The organism is Rhizobium sp. No.120 (genome assembly GCF_054558365.1).
Map to the genome: position 1 here is coordinate 64737 of NZ_BAAJNQ010000003.1, position 22741 is coordinate 87477.

General features: G+C 59.4%; 23 protein-coding genes and 1 tRNA gene. 7 read left to right on the forward strand and 17 right to left on the reverse strand.

Features of this window, described 5'->3' with window-relative positions:
* Window positions 1-76 (reverse strand) — tRNA-Lys (locus ACYJRZ_RS10825).
* Window positions 77-453: 377 nt separating this feature from the next.
* Here ACYJRZ_RS10825 and ACYJRZ_RS10830 point away from each other — a divergent pair.
* The 3 genes from ACYJRZ_RS10830 to ACYJRZ_RS10840 all read left to right on the forward strand — a co-directional run bounded on the left by ACYJRZ_RS10830 (window position 454) and on the right by ACYJRZ_RS10840 (window position 1906).
* Window positions 454-711, forward strand: a complete 258-nt coding sequence (locus tag ACYJRZ_RS10830; protein ID WP_459458866.1) for a GlsB/YeaQ/YmgE family stress response membrane protein — start codon at window positions 454-456, stop codon at window positions 709-711.
* Between the two features lie 195 nt (window positions 712-906).
* Complete coding sequence (locus tag ACYJRZ_RS10835; protein ID WP_459458868.1) at window positions 907-1113, forward strand: hypothetical protein; 207 nt, start codon at window positions 907-909, stop codon at window positions 1111-1113.
* A 178-nt stretch (window positions 1114-1291) separates the two neighbouring features.
* Window positions 1292-1906: a GntR family transcriptional regulator gene (locus ACYJRZ_RS10840; protein ID WP_459458870.1), complete on the forward strand. Its 615-nt coding sequence runs from the start codon at window positions 1292-1294 to the stop codon at window positions 1904-1906.
* 52 nt (window positions 1907-1958) lie between these two features.
* Here the strand turns inward: ACYJRZ_RS10840 and ACYJRZ_RS10845 are convergent, their stop codons facing one another.
* From ACYJRZ_RS10845 to cysG, 5 genes are all read right to left on the reverse strand, one after another.
* On the reverse strand, window positions 1959-2771 hold the full coding sequence (locus tag ACYJRZ_RS10845; protein ID WP_459458871.1) for a ferredoxin--NADP reductase: 813 nt from the start codon (window positions 2769-2771) through the stop codon (window positions 1959-1961).
* A gap of 261 nt (window positions 2772-3032) precedes the next feature.
* Window positions 3033-3545 (reverse strand): DUF934 domain-containing protein, encoded by a 513-nt coding sequence (locus ACYJRZ_RS10850; RefSeq protein WP_459458872.1) that lies wholly within the window; start codon window positions 3543-3545, stop codon window positions 3033-3035.
* 11 nt (window positions 3546-3556) lie between these two features.
* Entirely contained in the window at window positions 3557-5236 is a 1680-nt protein-coding gene (locus ACYJRZ_RS10855; protein ID WP_459458873.1) for a nitrite/sulfite reductase, read from the reverse strand.
* Between the two features lie 17 nt (window positions 5237-5253).
* Complete coding sequence (locus ACYJRZ_RS10860; protein WP_459458875.1) at window positions 5254-5568, reverse strand: DUF2849 domain-containing protein; 315 nt, start codon at window positions 5566-5568, stop codon at window positions 5254-5256.
* Window positions 5569-5571: 3 nt separating this feature from the next.
* Window positions 5572-7008 carry a siroheme synthase CysG gene (gene cysG / locus ACYJRZ_RS10865; protein WP_459458877.1) on the reverse strand — a complete coding sequence of 479 codons (1437 nt, stop codon included), beginning with the start codon at window positions 7006-7008 and terminating at the stop codon, window positions 5572-5574.
* A 295-nt stretch (window positions 7009-7303) separates the two neighbouring features.
* On the opposite strand from cysG, the gene ACYJRZ_RS10870 reads away from it, so the two are divergent.
* Window positions 7304-7891 carry a deaminase gene (locus tag ACYJRZ_RS10870; protein ID WP_459458879.1) on the forward strand — a complete coding sequence of 196 codons (588 nt, stop codon included), beginning with the start codon at window positions 7304-7306 and terminating at the stop codon, window positions 7889-7891.
* A 22-nt stretch (window positions 7892-7913) separates the two neighbouring features.
* A complete protein-coding gene (gene mazG / locus ACYJRZ_RS10875) occupies window positions 7914-8762 on the forward strand; it encodes a nucleoside triphosphate pyrophosphohydrolase (RefSeq protein ID WP_459458881.1) in 849 nt (282 codons plus the stop codon).
* A gap of 6 nt (window positions 8763-8768) precedes the next feature.
* Here mazG and hflX read toward each other — a convergent pair whose 3' ends face one another.
* The 8 genes from hflX to dusB all read right to left on the reverse strand — a co-directional run bounded on the left by hflX (window position 8769) and on the right by dusB (window position 18983).
* Window positions 8769-10103 (reverse strand): GTPase HflX, encoded by a 1335-nt coding sequence (gene hflX, locus ACYJRZ_RS10880; RefSeq protein ID WP_459458883.1) that lies wholly within the window; start codon window positions 10101-10103, stop codon window positions 8769-8771.
* A gap of 78 nt (window positions 10104-10181) precedes the next feature.
* Entirely contained in the window at window positions 10182-10424 is a 243-nt protein-coding gene (gene hfq, locus ACYJRZ_RS10885) for an RNA chaperone Hfq (protein ID WP_003539403.1), read from the reverse strand.
* Between the two features lie 107 nt (window positions 10425-10531).
* On the reverse strand, window positions 10532-11395 hold the full coding sequence (locus ACYJRZ_RS10890; RefSeq protein WP_459458886.1) for a D-amino-acid transaminase: 864 nt from the start codon (window positions 11393-11395) through the stop codon (window positions 10532-10534).
* Window positions 11396-11444: 49 nt separating this feature from the next.
* Window positions 11445-12809, reverse strand: coding sequence for a nitrogen assimilation response regulator NtrX (ntrX, locus tag ACYJRZ_RS10895; RefSeq protein WP_113352573.1), 1365 nt, complete (start codon window positions 12807-12809; stop codon window positions 11445-11447).
* The gene (locus ACYJRZ_RS10900; protein ID WP_459458888.1) at window positions 12799-15072 is read right to left on the reverse strand and encodes a sensor histidine kinase NtrY-like; all 2274 of its coding nucleotides are present in this window, start codon (window positions 15070-15072) and stop codon (window positions 12799-12801) included. The genes ntrX and ACYJRZ_RS10900 overlap by 11 nt, the downstream gene beginning before the upstream one ends.
* A 283-nt stretch (window positions 15073-15355) precedes the next feature.
* Window positions 15356-16807, reverse strand: coding sequence for a nitrogen regulation protein NR(I) (ntrC, locus tag ACYJRZ_RS10905; protein ID WP_015339828.1), 1452 nt, complete (start codon window positions 16805-16807; stop codon window positions 15356-15358).
* The gene (locus ACYJRZ_RS10910; RefSeq protein WP_459458890.1) at window positions 16804-17961 is read right to left on the reverse strand and encodes a two-component system sensor histidine kinase NtrB; all 1158 of its coding nucleotides are present in this window, start codon (window positions 17959-17961) and stop codon (window positions 16804-16806) included. Before ACYJRZ_RS10910 ends, ntrC begins: the two co-directional genes overlap by 4 nt.
* The gene (gene dusB, locus ACYJRZ_RS10915) at window positions 17958-18983 is read right to left on the reverse strand and encodes a tRNA dihydrouridine synthase DusB (RefSeq protein WP_459458892.1); all 1026 of its coding nucleotides are present in this window, start codon (window positions 18981-18983) and stop codon (window positions 17958-17960) included. The genes ACYJRZ_RS10910 and dusB overlap by 4 nt, the downstream gene beginning before the upstream one ends.
* Window positions 18984-19206: 223 nt before the next feature.
* On the opposite strand from dusB, the gene ACYJRZ_RS10920 reads away from it, so the two are divergent.
* Together ACYJRZ_RS10920 and ACYJRZ_RS10925 are read left to right on the forward strand one after the other, a co-directional pair.
* Window positions 19207-20427, forward strand: a complete 1221-nt coding sequence (locus ACYJRZ_RS10920; RefSeq protein ID WP_459458894.1) for a bifunctional 2-C-methyl-D-erythritol 4-phosphate cytidylyltransferase/2-C-methyl-D-erythritol 2,4-cyclodiphosphate synthase — start codon at window positions 19207-19209, stop codon at window positions 20425-20427.
* Entirely contained in the window at window positions 20427-20942 is a 516-nt protein-coding gene (locus ACYJRZ_RS10925) for a CinA family protein (RefSeq protein WP_459458896.1), read from the forward strand. Before ACYJRZ_RS10920 ends, ACYJRZ_RS10925 begins: the two co-directional genes overlap by 1 nt.
* On the opposite strand, the gene ACYJRZ_RS10930 is transcribed toward ACYJRZ_RS10925, so the two are convergent.
* The 3 genes from ACYJRZ_RS10930 to ACYJRZ_RS10940 are packed head-to-tail and all read right to left on the reverse strand — an operon-like array spanning window position 20933 to window position 22585.
* The gene (locus ACYJRZ_RS10930) at window positions 20933-21379 is read right to left on the reverse strand and encodes a type II toxin-antitoxin system RatA family toxin (RefSeq protein ID WP_459458898.1); all 447 of its coding nucleotides are present in this window, start codon (window positions 21377-21379) and stop codon (window positions 20933-20935) included. The genes ACYJRZ_RS10925 and ACYJRZ_RS10930 overlap by 10 nt on opposite strands.
* 9 nt (window positions 21380-21388) lie before the next feature.
* Window positions 21389-21982, reverse strand: a complete 594-nt coding sequence (locus ACYJRZ_RS10935; protein ID WP_459458900.1) for a P-loop NTPase family protein — start codon at window positions 21980-21982, stop codon at window positions 21389-21391.
* A 9-nt stretch (window positions 21983-21991) separates the two neighbouring features.
* Window positions 21992-22585, reverse strand: a complete 594-nt coding sequence (locus ACYJRZ_RS10940) for a P-loop NTPase family protein (protein WP_459458902.1) — start codon at window positions 22583-22585, stop codon at window positions 21992-21994.
* Window positions 22586-22741 lie beyond the last annotated feature (156 nt).

Sequence of the window (22741 nt, forward strand, 5' to 3'; positions counted from 1 at the left end):
TGGTGAGAGCGATGGGATTCGAACCCATGACCTACTGATTAAAAGTCAGTTGCTCTACCGACTGAGCTACGCTCTCCCTCTCCGCTGGCAGAAGCTGCCCCGGCTGGAAGTGCGCGGAACATATGCAGACGCCCTATTGTGGTCAACCCATAAAATTGCGGTTGCCAGCGGCCGAAGATGCTTTTCCTCATCTCTCTATCACGAGACTGCGTCATCGGACCGGCGAAACCGCCCGTTCTTAAGGAAAATCAGAGCTCAGGCGTCAGCGACGAAGAAGCTTTGGCAAGACAATTGATTCTCAGAGACTCAAACTGCCGTAACAATTTCCCTTAATAATCAGGGTTGCAATGAACGGATCGATCGGTTCGCCAACTGCAACAGTTGGGGTGCGAATCGTTTTTGATGTATATCAGTTATTGTTAACAACCTGTCGGACCCTCAGGAGGTTCTTTTATGGAAGACGCAAACGTCGGTTGGATTGCAGCAATTATCATCGGCGGCCTAGCTGGCTGGTTCGCCGAGATGATCATGAAAAGCAATACAGGCATAATCATGAACATCATCCTCGGCATTATCGGCGCGCTCGTTGCCAGCTGGCTGTTCCGGGCTGTCGGCATCGCGCTGCCATTCCATGTATGGCTGAACTACCTGATTACGGGTTTCATCGGCGCCTGCATTCTTATTTTCGTCGGTCGACTGATCAGACGTTAACGGCGTATCGGGCAAAATATGCCCATATCGGGAAGAGGAGAAAAGGGAAGGCGGTTTGTTCCGCCTTCCCTTTTTTGTTGCATGAGTCTCGGCGGAAAGCCGCGCATAGCGGAGGTGCAGCCGGTTTCAAGGCCTTTCCAAGCCTGAATTCGGCGCTATTTACCTAAAAAGGGAGCCGAAAGGAGGTTGGGAAACATGATAGAAAACGCCAATCGGACAACCGCCCGGAAAGTCATCCGCGGACGCGCATACAGCATTGCCGAGTTTGCACGAAAATACCGTCTCGATGATGCGGAGGCAAAGCGCCTTTTTTATAAGTTCGGACCATCGTCCACCGAACTGGACCTGCTTATGGCCGCCAAACGAAGGCCGCCGACCCTTGCCACCGCAATCGGTCAATAACGACGCAGCTCCTTCGCCCAAATGCGCGATATTCGAAATCGTTGTCCTTCGGGGCAACGATCGGGATAAAGCGATGTACGAGCGCACCCGGCGGGATTGATATACTACGCCGGGTTGCCTTTGAGAATACCCGATGAGACTGTGTGTTCGATCACGTATAAGTCGGACACGACCACGGATGCAGAATTCCCTTAGCCATCTCGCCTATCTCGCATTGGAATATGCGATCGTGACGCTCGAGTTGAAGCCAGGCGCGCTCGTCACCGAAAAACAGCTGATCGAGATGGCCGGACATGGGCGTACGCCAGTGCGCGAAGCCATCCAGAAGCTTGCATGGCAGGGATTGATCCATGTGCGCCCGCGCGTCGGTCTGCAGATTGCGGAGATTCGTCCCGAAGATCATCAGTATGTCATGCAGGTTAGGCGCGAACTAGAACCGCTCGCAGCAGCACTTGCAGCGACCCATGCGGATCCGAAGCAACGCGAGCGATTGGGGGAATGTGCTCGACTGATGGAGGAATGCGCCACTACCGCCAACCTGCCTGGCTTTTTCGCCGCCGACAAGGCCTTCGACGAGGTTTTGGAAGCGGCCTGCCCTAACAACTTCATCACAGCGGCGCTCGCATCGGTTCAAACACATGCGCGCCGGCTGTGGTATTCGACTGAACCCCATGACCGCATGGGCGGCGCGATCACCATGCATATTCAAGCCATCGAAGCGATTCAAGGCGGTGATGCGCATGCCGCCAAGGCAGCCATGGCCTCACTTATCAATTATCTCAGCGGCGCATGAAAATGGCGGCCTCGCTACCAAAGCCGCCTTTCGTTCTGGATTTAGAGTTTGATCAACCGACGAAAGCGCGTTCGATGACGAACTCCGCCGGATTGTTGTTGGCACCCTCGTTCAGGCCGGCCTTTTCGAGCAGGCTCTTCGTGTCCTTCAGCATGGCGGAGGAGCCGCAGATCATGCCGCGATCGATCGCGGGATCCAGCGGCGGTACGCCGAGGTCGCTGAAAAGCTTGCCATTCTCGATGAGATCGGTGATGCGGCCCTTGAAGGGAAATTCCTCGCGGGTGACGGTCGCGTAGTGGCGCAGCTTATCGCCGACGACTTCGCTGAGAATCTCGTCATTGCGGATTTCCTCGACGAGGTCGAAGCCGTATTTCAGCTCGGCGACATCGCGCGTCGTGTGGGTGAGGATGACTTCCTCGAATTTTTCATAGGTTTCCGGATCGCGGATAAGGCTCGCAAACGGCGCAACTCCAGTGCCGGTCGAGAACATATAGAGCCGGCGGCCAGGTGTCAGCGCATCCAGAACCAGCGTGCCCGTCGGCTTCTTGCGCATCAGCACTTCGTCGCCGGGCTTGATATTCTGCAGGTGTGAGGTCAGCGGGCCGTCCGGCACCTTGATGGAAAAGAATTCGAGCTCGTCGGCCCAGGCGGGGCTCGCGATCGAATAGGCGCGATAAAGCGGCTTGCCCTCGACCATCAGTCCGATCATGGCGAACTCGCCCGAACGGAAACGAAAGCCCTGCGGCCGGGTCATGGTGAAGCGAAAGAGCCGGTCGGTATAATGCGTGACGCTCAGCACCTTCTCGGCGAAGACGCCGGCGGGTACTGCTGAAACAAATTCATCTGTCTTTGCGGGGGCGTTCATTCTGTCTCGAATCCCGTATTAGTCTTACGCGTTCTTCCTGGGCACGTATTCCCTGTGGCACGTATTCCCTGTCAGGCTCATTTCGCGATGCTGATATTACAATATAGCCGGTTTTGAAAGGCATTCCATTCCAACCGACGGCATAGGACTGAAATATGCGCTATCCAGTCAAGTTTCTAGATTGCCGACATTACATCGTTCGAAAGGCTTGAATACGGCAATCCGACACTGCCAAATTGCCGTAACAGCCGCCTTTCGACATCAGGCAGACTTTGCCGGCAATCGCCGCCAGCTATAGGCCTGTCCGCCTTCTGCGCGGCGCGCGGTCGGCTGATAGTAATGCGGAATGCCCGGCAGGCGATTTTCCGAAAGTCTCTTCAATGCTGTCTCATTTGTCACCGCGAAACTGTCGATGCCGACGCGCAGCATCAGCGGAATCTGATCGATCAGCACGTCGCCGACAGCGCGCAGCTCATTGGCATAGCCGAGGCGTTGGCGCAGCAGCGAGGCATGACTGAAGGCGCGGCCATCGCTGAAGGCCGGAAAAGCAACCGCGACGATATCGAGACGGTCGAGATACGGCTGCAGCCGGGTCACGTCATCGGCCGGCTTGATGAGAACGCCGAGACCGGCCTCATTGCTCTCTTCCGCCTTCGCGATCAGCGCATCAAGGTTAAGCAGAGGCTTCTGCGTCTCGGTCGCCTTGACCTCATCGGTCTCGATGACCCACGGATCATTGTCTAGGAAGCCTGTTTCACGCCAGATCTTGGTCATGGTCAATCTCCTTACGCTGCTTCGGCAGCCGACGAGGACGCGCCGTAGAGCGCGGTCTTGAACGGCTGTGGCCCGACGCGACGGTAAGCGGCTAGGAAGGTTTCGGAAGGATCGAGGCGAAGGCCGAGATATGTATCGACGATGGTCTCGATGGCGTCGGTCACCTTGTCGGGCTCGAAGCCGCGGCCGATGATCTCGCCGATCGAGGTGTTCTCGTCGCCGGAGCCGCCAAGCGTGATCTGATAGAGCTCAGCACCCTTCTTCTCGACGCCAAGCAAGCCGATATGGCCGACGTGGTGATGGCCGCAGGCATTGATGCAGCCGGAAATCTTGATCTTCAGCTCACCGATCTCCGCCTGACGCTCGGGCGAACCGAAACGCGTGGAGATTTCCTGCGCAACCGGTATCGAACGAGCATTGGCAAGAGCGCAATAATCGAGGCCGGGACAGGCGATGATATCCGTGATCAGGCCGGCATTCGCCGTTTCGAGGCCGTTGGCCACCAGACCGCGATAAACGGCTTCGAGATCGGCCAGCGCCACATGCGGCAGGATGAGGTTCTGCTCGTGGCTGACGCGGATCTCGTCGAAGGCATATTCCTCGGCGATATCGGCCACGGCTTCCATCTGCGCGTCCGAGGCGTCGCCCGGAATGCCGCCGATCGGCTTCAGCGAGATTGTTACCATGCCGTAATCGGGGTTCTTGTGCGGCTGCACATTCTGCTGCACCCAGCGCGCGAAGGCCGGATCGGCCTTCCTCCAGCGTGCCAGACTTTCCCAACCTTCGGGGCGCTCCGGCAGTGCCGGCGGTGCGAAATAGGCTGAAATCGCCTGAACGTCAGCTTCCGGCAACTTCAGTTCAGTGTCTCGCAATTTGTCGAACTCGGCCTCGATCTGACGCGCCAGTTCTTCGGCGCCGGTTTCGTGCACGAGGATTTTGATACGGGCCTTATACTTGTTGTCGCGGCGGCCATGCAGATTGTAAACGCGCATGATCGCCGTCGTATAGGACAGGAGATCCTCTTCCGGCAGGAAGTCACGGATCAGCTTGGCAACCAGCGGCGTGCGCCCCTGCCCGCCGCCGACGTAAACAGCAAAGCCGATCTCGCCCTTGTCGTTCTTCTTCAGATGCAGGCCGATATCATGCACCTGGATCGCGGCACGGTCGCGCTCGGCACCGGTGACGGCAATCTTGAACTTGCGCGGCAGGAAGGAAAATTCCGGATGAACGGACGACCACTGGCGGAGGATCTCGGCATACGGTCTGGGATCCGCGACTTCGTCAGCCGCAGCGCCGGCGAAATGATCGGCCGTCACGTTGCGAATGCAATTGCCGGAGGTCTGGATCGCATGCATCTCGACGGAGGCCAAATCTGCCAGCGCATCGGGCATTTCAGAGAGTTTCGGCCAGTTGAACTGCAGGTTCTGGCGCGTGGTGAAGTGGCCATAGCCGCGGTCATAGGTGCGCGCGATATGGGCGAGCATGCGCATCTGGCGCGAGCTCAGCGTGCCGTATGGAATGGCGATGCGCAGCATATAGGCATGCAGCTGCAGATAGACGCCGTTCATCAGGCGCAGCGGCTTGAACGCATCTTCCGAAAGCTCACCCGAGAGGCGTCGCTCCACCTGATCGCGGAACTGGGCAACCCGCTCCGCAACAAAGGCGTGGTCGAATTCATCGTAACGATACATGACTTCCTCGGGACTTCTCAGACTGCAATGAAATCGGGATCGGCCGCGGCATAGCCCGGCGCGTATTCCATGGTGGGGCCTTCGGCGCGGATGCGCTCGCGCAGGCGCAGCGGCCAGAGCTTGCCGCCGGTTTCCTGCACGTCGATCAGATTGACGTCGACGACCTTGTTGTCAGCATAGGCCTGCTTGCCGATCGCTTCCAGTGCAGCTTCCGCTTCGGCATGGCGAACGACAAGCGCTTCCTGCAGCGATGTCACCCACTCACCATTAGCGTTCAGCCATACGGCGACGCCATCGGTGAGCCGGTTTGCGGTCAAAACCTTGTCGACCATCAATCAGTTCCTTGCATAGTCTTGAGCAGCGGTCTCGCGACGGACCAGCGGCTCGGATTGTTCAAAATTCGCACCCGCGACGGCATCGCCGATAATGACCATGACCGGCCCGCTCAACTCGTCGCGGTGCTCGAGGTCAGGCAGATCCCGCAGGATTCCGTGCATCAAGCGGCGATCGCGCCGGCTTGCATTCTCGATGACGGCAACAGTCGTCTCGGGCGGCAAGCCGGCTTGCATCAGGCGTCCGGCGACGGAAGCCGCAACCGTGCGTCCCATATACACGGCAATCGTTGCGCCGGATACGGCCAAACTCGCCCAATCAGGCAACACATCGCCTGTGAGATCGTGACCCGTCGTGAAGACCAGCGACGAGGCAACACCGCGCAGCGTCAGCGGCAGTTCGAAATCCGCGGCGGCCGCAAAGGCCGAGGTGATGCCAGGAACAATCTCGTAGCCGATACCGGCAGCACGCAGAGCCGCCATTTCCTCGCCCGCACGACCGTAAACCAGCGGATCGCCCGACTTCAGCCGCACGACACGCTTGCCTTCGCGGCCAAGCTGCACCAGCAGATCGTTGATCTCTTCCTGCGACTTGCTATGGCAGCCCTTGCGCTTGCCAACCGAGAGGCGCTCAGCATCGCGGCGACCCATGTCGACGATCGCCTGCGGCACCAGCGCGTCGTAGACGATGACATCGGCTTCCATCATCACGCGCTGCGCCCGTAGCGTAAGGAGATCTTCCGCGCCAGGACCGGCGCCAACCAGCCAGACGCGGCCCTCGACTTCACGCGACGACCGCAGCAACTCATCGGCCGTCCGCTCCGCATGCGCAATATGGCCGGCATTGACGGCATCGGCGACCGGTCCAGAAAAGAACTGACGCCAGAAGACGCGGCGGGCAACGCCACGCACCACAAAACGCTCAACCGGCTTGCGATAGCGCGTCGCCAATTCCGCAAGCTTGCCAAGCGACGGCGACAGCATCTGATCGATCTGTGCGCGGATCATCTGCGCCAGAACAGGACCTGCGCCTTCCGTGCCGATGGCAACGGCCACAGGAGCGCGATTGACCAGCGCAGGCGTGTAGAAATCGCAATAGTCGGGCTGGTCGACGGCGTTTGCCGGGACGCGCTCAGCGCGAGCCGCATCGACGATCGCACGATCCGCCTCGGCATCGCCAGTAGCAGCAAAGACAAGCGTCGCGCCTTTGACCTGATCGGGTGAAAAATCGCCGCGTACGGTTTCGATGCGGTTGGCGATGAGGAAAGCGTGATAATCAGCCTCCGGCGCCTGCGCAAAGGCAACGACTTTCGCCTGTGTGTTCAAAAGAAGCCGTACCTTGGCAAAAGCCTCGTCGCCATTGCCGAACACAGCCGCCACCCTTCCTTCCACGCGGAAGAAAGCGGGAAACACCGAAAGCTGTTCAGTCTTGGGAGGCATCGTTATTCCACTTCGAGATTTGGCAAATATCGCCCCTGCGGCCAAGAGATTGAAGAAACAGAAATTCTAATGCCCATGCATGCGCGTATTCTTTTGCTCGACATGCCAAGGATTTGAGCAAAACTCACCAGGCGAGCAGATTGCAATAAGCCTATAAAATCTATAGAGTTTTATGGCTCGGCCCCGTTGCCGCGCTGCTTTATTGCTTGTGGCAAACATAGTCTTTAAGTTATTTACGCATACCGCCGCATTTGCAATCCCGATAGACTGCAGCGAAAATCGTTGGAGAAAACCCTTGTCTGACAATAGCATCGCTGCACGCCTCCTCGATGTCGTCGAGCATGACATCCTGCCGCTGACACGCAAAGGCGTCGCCGCCGGCAACAAGGTTTTTGGCGCGGCCATCCTGCGCAAGTCCGATCTCTCGCTCGTCATCGCGGAAACCAACAATGAACTGGAAAACCCGCTCTGGCATGGCGAGGTTCACACCCTCAAGCGCTTCTACGAACTCGGCGAAAAGCCCGCGACGAAGAATCTGATCTTCCTGTCGACTCATGAGCCCTGCACCATGTGCATGTCGGCGATCACTTGGGCGGGCTTCGACAATTTCTACTATTTCTTCAGCCATGAGGATTCCCGGGATGCCTTCGCGATCCCGCACGATCTCAAGATCCTGAAGGAAGTCTTCGGTCTGGAGCCGGGTGGCTATCGCCGTCAAAACGCATTCTGGAAGAGCTTTGCAATCTCCGACCTCGTGGAGACGGGAGACGATCTGCGTAAGGGCGAGCTGAAGGACCAGACGGCGCGCATCAAGCAAGCCTATGCCGATCTCTCCGAGAACTACCAGGCATCGAAGAGCGGCAACGACATTCCTTTGAACTGACAGAGCAAAACTTGAGGCAACGATGGAAGCATCGCGAGACATTTCCGGCCTGATCGACATCATGGCGGCGCTGCGAAACCCGGAGAGCGGCTGCCCTTGGGATATCGTCCAGACCTTCGAAACCATCAAGCCCTATACGATCGAAGAGGCCTATGAGGTCGCGGATGCGATCGAGCGCAAGGATAACGACGATCTTTGCGACGAACTTGGCGATCTCTTGCTGCAGGTCGTTTTCCATTCCCGGATCGCTGAGGAGGCCGGTGCATTTTCCTTCGGCGATGTGGTGCATGCCATTACCCGCAAGATGATCCGCCGCCATCCGCACGTCTTCGCCGTCTCGGACGCCAAAACCGAAGATGCGGTGACGCTGCAATGGGACCGGATCAAGGCCGAAGAGAAGCGCGAACGGGCCGAACGGCGGGCAAAGAGCGGCATCACAGAAGATTTCAAGGCCGGCTTCCTGAGCTCTGTGCAGCGGAGCTGCCCTGCCCTGACCGAAGCCCTGAAACTGCAGGAGCGTGCCTCCAAGGTCGGATTCGACTGGTCTGCGCCTGAACCGATCCTCGACAAGATCGAGGAGGAGATCGGCGAATTGCGGGCAGCGCTTGCAAGCGGCGACAAGGCCAAGGTCAGTGATGAACTCGGCGATCTGATCTTCGCCGTGGTCAATATCGGCCGGCATGTGAACGCCGATCCCGAGCAAGCGCTACGCGGCACGAACACAAAGTTCCGCCGCCGCTTCCATCATATCGAAACGACGCTCGAGGCTGAAGGCGAGACGCTGGAAGGCGCCTCGCTGGAACGGATGGAAGAGATATGGCAATCGGCAAAAGCCATCGAGCGGCAGCTGGCAGGCGTCAAGTCCGCGTAAACCCGCCTATTCCCAGTCTTCGCGTTGCGGCTTCGGGCCATTGCCCATGCGCCGCTCCAATTCCGCCGCTTCAGCCTCGGTCAGGCGGACGTCGAGCGTCACCGTGCCGTCCTCATTGTCTTCGCGGTTATCGACGATGGCGTGATTGTAAAGCCATGGCAGCAACGCCAGCTTTTCGACGGGCAAGGTGATCGTCGTTTCTGTCAGCACGCCGGAGAGGCGCCGGCTGATTTCGTCCATCAGACGATCAACGCCCTCGCCTGTTATCGCTGAGACGGCAATGACGTTTTCCGCGGTCGACGCCTTCTGGACGATGGCATCGTGAGCTTCCGGCTCCAGGCGGTCGATCTTGTTCCAAACCTCAAGGATGCGCTCGGCGCCTTCGGCTTCGCCGATACCGAGATCGCCGAGAATGCGCATGACATCCGCACTCTGGGCCTGATTGTCGTCATCGGAGAGATCGCGGACATGCAGGATCAGGTCGGCTTCCAGCACCTCTTCCAGCGTCGCACGGAAGGCTGCCACGAGGTGAGTCGGGAGATCGGAAATGAAACCAACGGTATCTGAAAGGATGACGGTGCGTCCATGCGGCAGCTTCATGCGGCGCAACGTCGGATCGAGCGTCGCAAAGAGCATGTCTTCCGCCAGAACGCCAGCGCCGGTAATACGGTTAAACAGCGTCGATTTGCCGGCATTGGTATAACCGACGAGAGCCACGATCGGATGCGGTACCTTTTTGCGCTTGGCGCGATGAAGCTGGCGGGTGCGAACCACCTGTTCAAGCTCGCGCTCGAGCCGGATGATCCGCTCCTGCAGCATGCGCCGGTCGGCTTCGATCTGGGTTTCACCCGGGCCGCCCATGAAGCCGGCACCGCCGCGCTGGCGTTCTAGGTGGGTCCAGCTTCGAACCAGCCGGCCCTTCTGATAGTTCAGATGCGCCAGCTCGACCTGCAGCGTACCTTCCTTGGTGGAGGCGCGGCGGCCGAAGATTTCGAGAATGAGGCCGGTTCGGTCGATGACCTTGGCGTTCCATGCCTTTTCAAGATTGCGCTGCTGCACCGGAGTTAAGGGATGATCGACGATGACGAGGCCGGCGTTGAGCTCGTCGAGAAGCGCGAGAATTTCCTCGATCTTGCCGGTTCCGAGCAAGGTTGCCGGCCGCGGATCGTTGATCGGCACGATAGAGCCGTTGACGACATCGAGATCGATGGCGAGCGCAAGGCCCTTTGCCTCTTCCAGCCGGCTTTCGGGCGGTCGAGTGACAGAGATGGCATTGTCGGCTTGAGCGGAACGCGCTGCACGTGCCTGCTTCAGTACAGGCACGACGACAACGGCGCGCATATCATCCCGGTGTTTTACGGTCTCCGGGATGAGGGAATCATTTTTGGTATCGCGTGTCGTGATAACGGCAAGTCCCGGTTAGGATGCGGCTTCTTCGCTCTCGAACATCTGCATCGGCTGACCCGGCATGATCGTCGAAATCGCATGCTTGTAGACGAGCTGCGAATGGCCATCGCGGCGGAGCAGGACGCAGAAATTGTCGAATGAGGTTACGACACCTGTGAGCTTCACGCCGTTAATCAAGAAAATCGTGAGTGAAATCTTTTGCTTGCGAACAGTATTGAGAAACAAGTCCTGCAAGTTCTGAGAACGTTCCGCCATCGCGCCGCTTCTTTCTTTTTTGCCGACCTGAGCCGGTTGAATGTCATGGTATACAGAGGTCCCGGACGGGAGATACCCTCATTCTCTCCCCCCAACGATTGTTGGTATCAAATCGCAGTCTTTTCCGCAACGTCGAAAAAGGCTTCACGAATTTTCTGTGACATGCTGCCCGGATGACCGTTCGCGATCGTCTCTCCATCGATAGAAACGACCGGAAAACAGATACTTGTCGCCGCTGTAATGAAGACTTCGCGGGCCTTCATCATCTCCTCGACCGAGAAGAATCGCTCGACGATCGTCACATCGAGCTTGGCTGCGACGTCCATCAGCGTGGTGCGGGTGATGCCGCGCAGGATGCCATGTTCAGCGGGACGGGTGACGAGATTTCCGTCGTGATCGACGATCCAGACGTTGGTCGCGGCCCCTTCCTTCACCATGCCGTTGTGGTCGATATAAATGGCCTCCTGCGCGCCGGCCTCCTTGGCTTGCTGACGGGCCATGGCGTTCGGAAGCAAGCCCACAGACTTGATATCCACCCGATCCCAGCGGTTATCGCGGACGGTGATCGCCTTGATGCCGTTGGCGTTCTTCATGGCGATGACGGACTGGTCGGTGCTCTTGGCGGTGACGACGATCGAGGATGGCGTGCCGGCCGGCGGAAAGACGTGATCTCGACGGGCGACGCCACGCGTCACCTGCAAATAGAACAGGCCGTTGCGGACATGGTTGCGGCGCAGCGTCTCGCGAATCACCAGGATCAATGCCTGACGCGTCATCGGCCAGGCGATGCGCAGCTCGCTTAGAGAACGGTTGAGTCGATCGAGATGACGCGTCAGGTCGACAATCACGCCATGACGAACCTCGCAAACCTCGTAGACTCCATCGGCGAACTGATAGCCGCGATCCTCAATATGCACCATGGCATCGCCGTGCTTGACGTAGCGACCGTTGACATAAGCTATTCTCGGCATGGAAGCCCCTGATCCGAATTCTGTGATGTTTGAAATGTCGGGCGACTGGTCAGACGCCCAACGACTTCAGCTTGCGATGCAACGCCGAGCGCTCCATGCCGACAAACTCCGCCGTACGCGAGATATTGCCGCCGAAACGGTTGATCTGAGCGATGAGGTAGTCGCGCTCGAACATTTCGCGGGCTTCGCGCAGCGGCAATGTCATGATGTGATAATCGTTCTTGGCGGAGACCTTCGGCAGCATGTCGCCGAGGTCGGTCGGCAGCATTTCCGCCGTGATCGGCGTTTCCGCGCCATCCGAGCGTGCCAAGATCATCAGCCGCTCGATATTGTTGCGCAGCTGGCGGATGTTGCCCGGCCAATCATGCGCCTGCAGCACGGCCATGGCATCATCGCCAATCCGGCGCGGACGGATGCCCGCCTGCTCCGAAATCTGGCGCATGAGCTGATCCACGAGGAAGGGGATATCTTCGCGGCGTTCGGCAAGGGCCGGCACGCGCACGGGCACCACGGCAAGACGGTGGTAGAGATCTTCGCGGAACAGGCCCTCGGCAATGCGGCTCTCGAGGTTATAGGCCGTGGACGAGATGATGCGCACATCCACCTTCACGCGCTTCGAGCCGCCGACGCGCTCGAACTGCTGGTCGACGAGCACGCGCAGGATCTTGTTCTGCGTCTCGCGCGGCATTTCGCCGACTTCATCGAGATAGAGGATGCCGCGGTGGGCCTCTTCCAGGGCGCCGATCTTGCGCGCCTGCCCCGGTGAGCCCTCGGTGCCGAACAGAGCGATTTCCATGCGCTCGGGTGTGATGGTGGCGGCATTCAGCGCCACGAACGGACCATTGGCGCGCGCCGACTTCTTGTGGATCATCCGGGCCACGAGCTCCTTGCCGGAGCCTGACGGACCGAAGATCATGATGCGGCTGTTGGTCGGGGATACCTTATCGATCGTCTGGCGGAGCTGCGAAACGGCGACTGAGGTGCCGATCAGCTCCACAGCGTCGCCGGTGCGGCGCTTCAACTCGGAAACCTCACGCTTCAGCTTGGAATTTTCGAGCGCGCGCTCGGCAATCAGGATGAGGCGATCGGCCTTGAACGGCTTTTCGATGAAATCGAAAGCGCCGCGCTTGATGGCGGAGACGGCCGTTTCGATATTGCCGTGACCTGAGATCATGACGACTGGCAGCTCGGGATGGCGCGCCTTGATCTCATCCAATAGCGCCAGACCATCGAGCTTACTGCCCTGCATCCAGATATCGAGGAAGATCAGCCGCGGCGCACGATCGGAAATCGCGGCGAGCGCGCTGTCGCTGTCATGCGCAGTGCGGGTTTCGTGGCCCTCATCCGAAAGAATTCCCGAAACGATTTCGCGAATGTCTTCCTCGTCGTCGACTACGAGAATATCAGATGCCATAGACGCTTTCCTTGTCATTTTCCGTATGGGCGACGGCGGCCTGCTCACGACGCGGCAGATGCACGCGGATCATGGCCCCCCTGCCCTGGTCGAAATCGGCGGGAGCGTCGTGGAGTTCGATCTGCCCGCCATGGTCTTCAATGATCTTCTTGACGATGGCGAGGCCAAGGCCCGTGCCCTTTTCGCGCATCGTCATATAGGGTTCGAGAATGCTGTGTCGGTTTTCCACCGGCAGGCCGCGACCGTTGTCGATAACATCAACCGTGAAGCGATCGCGATCGGGATCGAGTGACGAGCGCACAAGGACCTTCGGCTGCTCGCGCGCCTGGTCGCTCGGCACACCTTCGATTGCCTCGACGGCATTCTTGATGAGATTGCCGAAGGCCTGGCCGAGCATACGCGCATCGAACATCCCCTCGAGCCGTTCGTCGCCCAGCTCACGCTCGAACTGGACGTGCGTATTGCCCATTTCGCGCAGGAACACGGCGTCGCGCAGAATATCGCGCAGATCGGTCGGCTCCATGGTCGGCTTCGGCATGCGGGCGAAGGAGGAGAACTCGTCGACCATGCGGCCGATATCGCCCACCTGCCGGATGATCGTATCCGTGCACTGGTCGAAGACCGGGCGGTCGGCTTCGGCGATATTCTTGCCGAAACGGCGGCGGATACGCTCGGCCGACAGCTGAATGGGCGTCAGCGGATTCTTGATCTCATGCGCAATGCGACGGGCAACATCAGCCCAGGCGGTCGAACGCTGCGCGATGACAAGATCGGTAATGTCATCGAGGGTGATGACATAAGATTCATTGGCATCGCGCGATTCCTCACGTGTCACCTGAACGCTGAGCGTACGAACAGTCCCGCCGCGTACGAGGCTGATCTGCTTGCGGAAATCGCTGCGATGGCGCGTCGTCGCCTCGTTGACGACTTGATCGACCTCGGGGGCGATCTCCGAGAGATTCTTGCCGATGAGCTCGTCGCTCTTGAGCGTCAGCAAATCTTCCGCCGAAGTATTCACGATTGCGATGCGACGATCGTGCTCGACGCCGATCACGGCCGCCGTCACACCCGACAGCACGGCCTCGATGAAGCGGCGTCGATCGTCGACCTCGTCCTTCGCTTCAAGGATTTCATCGCGCTGCGTGCGAATTTCCGAAATCATCTTGTTGAAGGTGCGTGATAGGCTGCCGACATCGCCGTCAGCCGAGCGCACCGGTACCAGCACGTTCATATTACCCGAGGCAACGTTGTCCGCAGCGCTGATGAGGAGACGGATAGGCCGTACGATACGGTCTGCAATAGCAATAGCGGTCCAGATTGCCGCTAATAGAACGATGAGAGCAAAGCCGATATAGAGAACCGCAAAAGCGATCTGGAGCGACATGCGCCCTTCTTCCATCGCTTTGTACTCGACCGTGTTGTCCTCCACCATCCGCATGGCGTTCATGACGCGCGGGTCGACCGCGCGGACGGTGTAGAGGAACGCGCCGGGTATCTCATCAAGCTTGATGACCGCTCCGACCAGATTGGTTATGCCCGGCGGGATGAGGGTCGGCTGTCCGTTGGCCGAGGAATCAAGCGCATCCTTAGGAATGGCCGGCAGCGGACGCTCGGTCTTGATCTCAGCCTGGACGATGGCACTCCCGTCGCGGCGCACGAGAAATGCACCCAGCAAGCCGCGCCCGCGTGCTTGACGGGTCATCAAGTCGGCAAAACCGGTGCGATCGAGGTTGAAGAGGGAACGGTTGCGCTCCAGGTCATTCGCCATCGAGACGGTCTGGCCCTGCAGATAACTCGCATTCTCCATCAAATAGGCTTGTGCGACGTTCTGCGAGGAACTGATGATCTGCTGCGTGCGCACGCCGAACCAGCGGTCGAGGCCAACATTGAGCGTCAGGCTGGCAACGATGGCGACGAGGATGGCCGGCGTGATCGCCACGATCGAGAAAAGAACGACGATACGGATATGCAGGCGCGCCGCAGCGCGGCCCCGGCTGCGCGCCTTCATCAGCCGCGCCACTTCGCGGGCGATCAGCGCAATCAGCCCCAGCACGAACAGACCGTTGATCACGACCGAGGTGAAAACGACCGATGATGTCGGGGCGACCGGTGTCAGCCCGAGAAGCATCAGCAAAGTCGCGATGGCACACAAAAGCGCGCCGCCGGCCAAGATCAGACCAGGCAGGGCAAAGGAAGCACGACGGTCCGTCACCTTGACAACCGTCTCGTCGCTCGCCGCCGGCGACACCGCATCCTGTATCATTCCCATCAATCTCCACGCCCAAGCGACGGTCGGCGCCCTGGTCAAATGCACGGCCAAATAAGACCTTCATGCGAGTGACAGGCAGAGGCGGGAACTGTCGTCCGGTTTCGCCAAGGAGCGAAACCCTTACTTCAGGTCATCATTGCAAATAGCTGAAAAATCAGACGAACTCTTGCCTTTTGGAGAGCTGGTCAGACGAATCGCCACTGCAAAAACGACGAATCAACTGCGTGACCTTTAAGCAACGCATTGTGGCGAAAATGCAACGCATATGATCGGGTTGTCAAGCCGTACGGGAGCTTCTGTAAACCGAAACTCCCAGTTCTCTGATCTTCTTGCGCAGCGTATTGCGGTTGAGCCCCAAAAGATCGGCGGCCTTTATCTGATTCCCGCGAGTGGCGGTCAAAGCGGCGAGAATCAGCGGGTATTCCATTTCGGTCAATACGCGGTCGTAGAGGCCCGGCGGCGGCAAGTTCTCACCGAAACTGGCGAAATAGGTCCGCATATTCTCTTCCACCGCCTGTGCAATGGTCATGGAGCCGGTGCGGACTGGCCCTTTTTCGATCGGGCTGTCGGGCACGTCGGCGCGCAGCTCCGCGTCGATGATCTCCTTGGTGATGACATCCTGCGGGTAAAGCGCCATCAGCCGGCGAATGAGGTTTTCCAGCTCGCGGACGTTGCCGGGCCAGGGATAGGCCTTCATCAGCTCTAGCGCTTCCTGATCGAAACGCTTGGAACCCAGCCCCTCTTTTTCTGCCTGCTGGATGAAATGACGCACCAGATCCGGAATGTCCTCGGCGCGATCGCGCAGCGGCGGCAGGCGCAGCGGCACGACGTTGAGACGGTAATAGAGATCCTCGCGGAAGAGACCCTGGTTAATGGCCTGCTTCAGGTCCTTGTTGGTAGCGGCAACGATGCGAACGTCAGTGCGGATCGGCGTGCGGCCGCCGACGGTGGTATATTCGCCCTGTTGCAGCACGCGCAGCAGGCGCGTCTGCGCATCCATCGGCATATCGCCGATTTCGTCGAGGAACAGCGTGCCGCCTTCGGCCTGCTCGAAGCGTCCGGTCGAGCGGGTCTGCGCGCCGGTGAAGGCGCCTTTCTCGTGACCGAACAATTCGGATTCGATCAGGTCGCGCGGGATGGCCGCCATGTTGATGGCGACAAAGGGGCCGTTACGGCGCTTGCCGTAATCATGCAGGGCACGCGCTACCAGTTCCTTGCCGGTACCGGATTCGCCGGTGATCATCAGCGTCAAATCGGTCTGCATCAGGCGCGCAAGCACGCGGTAGATTTCCTGCATCGCGGCGGATCGGCCGACAAGCGGCATACCGTCCTGCATGTCGTCATCAATTTTTGCCGGCTTGCGCTTCGGCTCAGACAGAGCACGCCCGACGATCGCGATCAGCTCAGTCAGGTCGAAGGGCTTCGGGAGATAGTCGTAAGCGCCCTTCTCCGACGCTTTGATTGCCGTCATGAACGTGTTCTGCGCACTCATGACCAGAACAGGCAGATCCGGTCTAGCCTTCTTGATCCGCGGCAGCAGGTCGAATGCGTTTTCATCGGGCATGACGACGTCGGTTACGACAAGGTCGCCTTCGCCGGCCGAGACCCAACGCCAGAGCGTGGCGGCGTTGGACGTAATGCGTACGTCGTAGCCCGCGCGGCTCAAAGCCTGGTTGAGCACGGTGCGGATGGCCGCATCGTCATCGGCGACAAGGATCGTGGCTGTCATCGAGTAGTCCCTGTAGAGTTCGGAAGGGGGGCATCTTCTGAGGTGATGCCCTTGGAGGCAGGCATCAAAACACGGAAAGTGGTGCGATGGTTCTGGCTGTCGCATTCGACGATACCGCCGTGGTCGCCGATGATCTTGGCGACCAGTGCGAGGCCGAGGCCGGTTCCGTTCGTCTTGGTGGTGATGAACGGATCGAAGAGATGCGGCACGAGATCGGCCGGCACGCCAGGGCCATTGTCGATGACGCAGAATTCCAGCGGCAGGGAGATCTTTTCGCGCGTGCCGGCAACCGAAAGCCTGATGCCGGGGCGATAGGCCGTCGTCAACATGATCTCGCCATCCTGACGGTCGCCCACCGCTTCAGCGGCGTTCTTCACCAGATTGAGAAAGACCTGCACGAGCTGATCCCGATTGGCGAAGACCGCCGGCAGCGAGGGGTCGTAATTCTCTGAGATCTTGATGTTGCGGGCAAAGCCGGCCTTGGCGACGGCCTTCACATGATCGAGCACGGAATGGATGTTGACGGGGACGCGATCGACCGGCCGCTCGTCGGAGAAAACCTCCATACGGTCGACCAGCGAGACGATGCGATCCGTCTCGTCGCAGATGAGGCGCGTCAGTGCGCGATCGTCATCCTCGACCGACTGTTCGAGCAGCTGGGCCGCCCCTCGAATGCCCGAAAGCGGGTTCTTGATCTCATGCGCCAGCATGGAGGCAAGGCCGGTGACCGAGCGGGCGGCGGCGCGATGCGTCAGCTGCCGATCGATCTTGTCGGCCATGGAGCGCTCCTGGAATACGACCACGACGGAGCCTGGGTCGCTGGAAACCGGCGCGACATAAATATCCACCAGCTTGTCCTGCCCAAGGCGTGGCGAGCTCAGATCGACACGGTATTCGTTCACGGGCGCCCGGCGCTCACGAACCTGATCGATCAGCGCCAGCAAGGGGCTGCCGAAGGGAATGAAGCTCGAAATCTTATAGCGTGAGAGATGCGAGGCGCTGGCGCCGAAGAAAGCCTCCGCCTCCCAGTTGGCAAAGGCAATCAAACCCGCCTCGTCGACCATGACGACGGGATTCTGGATCGCGTTGAGAACAGCCATGGCGACAGAGTTGGCCGAGGTATCACCGGCGCCGGAGCTGGTTTTCGAAGTCATGCAGCCTCCTGAATGCGGTGAGCGAGATCAGCGCCTGCCTGCAGCGCGGCATGGAAAGATGCCGCTACCTCGCCGCTGTCTTTCGACGTCATGATTTTCGCCTTATCAGCGCCTGTCGTCGCAGGCGCATAGCGATCGAGATACCAGGCGAGATGCTTGCGGGCGTGGCGAATGCCGACGGCTTCGCCGTAGAACTCCAGCATCATGCGATAATGTTCGAGGGCGATCTCGCCGATCTCATCGCGACTGGGCTCGCGATGCCCTGCCAGCACGCCCGCATGCCACGGACGGCCCTGACAGCCCCGGCCGATCATGACCGCGTCGGCACCCGAGCGCCGCAGGATTTCCTGCGCGTCCTCAGCCGTTTCGACATCGCCGTTGGCAACAAGCGGAACGGAGATCACGTCGCGCACGGCGCGGATTGCATCCCAATCCGCTCTGCCCTCGTAGAACTGCATGCGCGTGCGGCCATGAATGGTGACGAGCTGGATACCGGCCTCTTCGGCCCGGCGCGCGATATAAGGCGCATTGATGGAATTCTCATCCCAGCCCAGCCGCATCTTCAGCGTAACAGGAATGTTCACCGCCCGTACCGTCGCTTCGACCAATGTCAGCGCATGGTCCGGGTCACGCATCAGCGCCGAGCCGGAATAACCGCCGATCACCTTCTTGGCGGGGCAGCCCATATTGATATCGATGATATCGGCACCATTATCCACGGCGATCCTTGCAGCCTCGGCCATCCAATGCGCTTCGCGACCAGCAAGCTGCACCATGTGGGGCTTCAACCCTGCGCTTCTCAGACGCGCCCAGGATTCGGCCGTGTCCTGCACGAGCTCGCGGCTTGCGACCATCTCGGTGACGACCAGGCCGGCGCCGTAGCGCAAGGCAAGCTGCCGGAACGGAAGATCTGTCACGCCCGACATCGGCGCCAGGATCACACGATTCCGGATTGATACGGAACCGATTGAAAATGGAGTTGCAAGCTTGGAAGATAGCAAATGATTATCTTTCGGGCACACTATACGTCTGCACTATTTTTAGACACGCTTTGAAAGTTTGCCAAGGGGTTTCGAAGAATCCCGATATTTTTTGGGCAAATGCTGGAAAATACTCGGTCGAGGCGATAGACCCTATTGGAAGCAGGATCCCGTTTTGGCGATCTATTTAGCATGTGCTTATTCAAAAAGCTCCACGCTTTTCAAAGCCATGCTACAGACGAAGCCTTTCATCCTTCGGGGGTTTATGACGCAAATGCATTCAAAGCAACCGCTGTCGGTGGGAATCGTCATCGTTGCCGCCGGGCGCGGCGAACGGGCGGGGTCTCCCGAAGAAGGCCCCAAGCAATATCGCCCGATCGGCGGCAGAGCGGTTATTGCGCATACGCTTGAAAAATTCGTGACATGGCCGCAGGCATCGAAAATCGTCATCGTCATCCACCGCGACGATGAGAAGCTGCTGCGTGCTGCGCTGGAGCAGGTCGCCGGCCTCCCTCATATCGAGATCGCCTTTGGCGGCGCGACCCGTCAGCAATCCGTGCTTGCGGGGCTACGCGCATTGAAAGACAGCGGCGTCACGCACGTTATGATTCACGATGCCGTGCGCCCCTTTTTCGACCATGATCTGCTGGATCGTATCGCCGCAGCGCTTGCAGACGGCGCGCCGGCGGTGCTGCCGGCCATGCCTGTCACCGACACGCTGAAGCGCGGCAATGCGGAAGGGCTCGTTGTCGACACCGTGCCTCGTGCCGGGCTTCACGCCGCACAGACGCCGCAATCCTTCCGCTTTGCCGATATCCTCGCGGCGCATGAGAAAGCAGAAGCCGGCGGCAAGGTTGATTTCACCGACGATGCGGCGATTGCGGAATGGTGTAACCTACCGGTGACACTCGTGATGGGCAGCGCCGACAACGTAAAATTGACGATCAAAAGGGATATTGCCATGGCCGATGAAAAGCTTAGCGCCGCGCTGCTGCCCGACGTGCGCACCGGCAACGGCTATGACGTTCATCAACTGGAGCCGGGCGACGGCGTGACGCTATGCGGCGTCTTCATCCCGCATGACCAGAAGCTGAAGGGGCACTCGGACGCCGATGTCGCGCTGCACGCGCTGACGGACGCGCTGCTTGCCACCTGCGGCGCCGGCGATATCGGCGATCATTTTCCGCCCTCCGATCCACAATGGAAGGGCGCGCCTTCCCGTATCTTCATCGAGCACGCGGCAAAGATCGTGCGCGATCATGGCGGCACCATCATGAATGCGGATGTCTCCCTAATCGCCGAAGCGCCGAAGGTCGGGCCGCATCGCGACGTGATGCGCGGCAGGCTTTCGGAGTTTCTTGGCATCAGCATCGATCGCTGCTCGGTCAAGGCAACGACGAACGAGAAGATCGGCTTCGTCGGCCGCCGCGAAGGCATCGCAGCCATCGCCACGGCGACCGTGGTCTATCGCGGAGGCAAGGCATAATGCATTTCCCCGATGAGATTCTCGCACTCGCGCAAAAGATCGTGACGGATTTCACGGCAAAGGGCTGGATGGTCGCCACGGCCGAATCCTGCACCGGTGGTCTGATCGCCGGCGCGCTGACGGAAATTCCAGGCTCGTCCGCCGTGGTCGATCGCGGCTTCGTCACCTATACCAATACCGCCAAGACGGAGATGCTCGGCGTTCAGGAGCAAACGCTGGCACAGTTTGGCGCGGTTTCGAAGGAAACGGCGCTGCAGATGGTACATGGCGCCCTCTTCCGCTCCCGGGCTGATTTCGCCGTGGCGGTAACGGGTATCGCCGGCCCCGGCGGCGGCTCCGCAGAAAAGCCAGTGGGCCTCGTCCACCTGGCAGCCAAGGCGCGCAGTGGCGAGATCATCCATCATGAAATGCGCTATGGCGATATCGGCCGCGACAAGGTCCGGCTTGCCACGTTAAGCGAGGCGCTGAAGCTGCTCGTCACGCTCGCTCAATATAGGGCGCGGCTTCAAGTATAGATTTTGTTCGCGCGCGTCTCGAAGGCATCCGTGAACATGCGGAAGGCACGATCGAACATCGATCCCATCAAAGCGCCGAGAATGCGGCTCTTGAACTCGTAATCGATGAAGAAATCGATGACGCTGCCACCATCCTCCGCCGGCTGAAAACGCCAGCGATTGTCGAGATATTTGAATGGTCCGTCGATATATTTCACGTCGATCGCGCGCTCCGCCTTATTCAGCAGCACCTGTGTGGTGAACGTCTCGCGGATCGCCTTATACCCGACCGTCATATCGGCAACGAGCAAGGTCTTGCCGTCGCGCTCCTTGCGGCTGCGGACCGTAAGCGCCTCGCAGAGCGGCAGGAATTCCGGATAACGCTCCACATCGGCGACGAGGTCGAACATCTGGTCTGGGGAATGCGGAACGGGGCGATGAGTTTCAAACTGAGGCATGAGCCGCAATTAAGCAGGACGGCCGAGAAGATCAAGGAGCTGACACATTTCGCCGCGGGATTTCAGCTGCAAAACGGGAACATCAGGGCCGTGCTGCGCAAGGCCTACAAGAATACGCGGGGCGAATTTCTCCTCGAAGGTCCAGATGAAGCTCAGGAACTCCCAATCGACTTTCTCTATGCAGCCTGGCGCCATTTCCGGTCGCGTGCGACCCATCCACTTGATCCAGCGAGAAACGGCGCCCCAGATGCATAGCAGGCGGGGCATTCGCACCCATATGACCAAATCCGTACGCGGCAGGCGGACGTCGAATGTCGAGGGGTTGGTCCCATCCATGATCCATCGCTCACCTTGCACCTTGGCAATGATGATGGCGCGCTGCTCTGTCTTGTCGCGCTGAGCCCAACCGGGCAGCCACAAAACGTCGCGATCGATGGAGACATAGGCAAGATCAAAGCGGGCGGCGATCTTCTGCGAGAGGGTTGATTTGCCACCGCCGGAGCAGCCCATGACAAGGATGCGATTTGCGCGGCGGATATGCTCAGCGGCTACCTCAAGGTCGCGTATCTCGCTGCGCAATGGCGGCACCAAAAGCTGATCCATAACGGCCTCTCAGATATTGCTTCGGAGACGCGAAAGCAGATCTTCGCCGTCGCGGTAGGATTTCAGCGTCACGACAGGCACATTGCGGCCGTGTCGTTCGAGCATCTCCTGAAGCTGCGGCGCTTCGTCATGCTCGAATGTCCAGATGTAGCGCAGGAATTTCCAGTCCAGTCGCTCGGGGCATCCGGGCGCCATTTCGGGCCGCGACCGGCCGCGGTAGCGCAGCCAACGTGAAATGACGCCGCGCAGTGCCACGTGCCGCGGCGGGCGTCGCCATATGATGAGTTCGGCGCGCGGCAACCGCAAGGGCAAGGTTCCGGGGCTGTTGCCGTCCATGATCCAGCGCGGCCCGGCAACCGCCTGCTCGATCAGCGCGATGGCTTCCGGGCGCGGACGCGATTTCCAGCCAGGCAGCCAGAAGATATCGCGATCCATCGAAACATAGGTCAACCCACGCAGCGACGCGATGGGCTGCGCGAGCGTGCTCTTGCCTGTGCCGGAACACCCTATGATAAGAATACGATCTGCCTTTTCGAGGATGCGTGCCGCCTCATCGATATCGATGGCACGGACGAGCGCATGCGGCGCGACGATCTGCTCCACGGTCCAGCTCCATAGTCGAATCGAAAACGCCGAAACCGGTAACAAACGGCGGCGAGTTCCCTAAGCCGCTTCAATGACAAAAAGATGACCGCGCGAACGAAAATCGCGGCGCAATCGCCGCGATCATCCGAATGACAAGAATGTATTCCGGCTGGG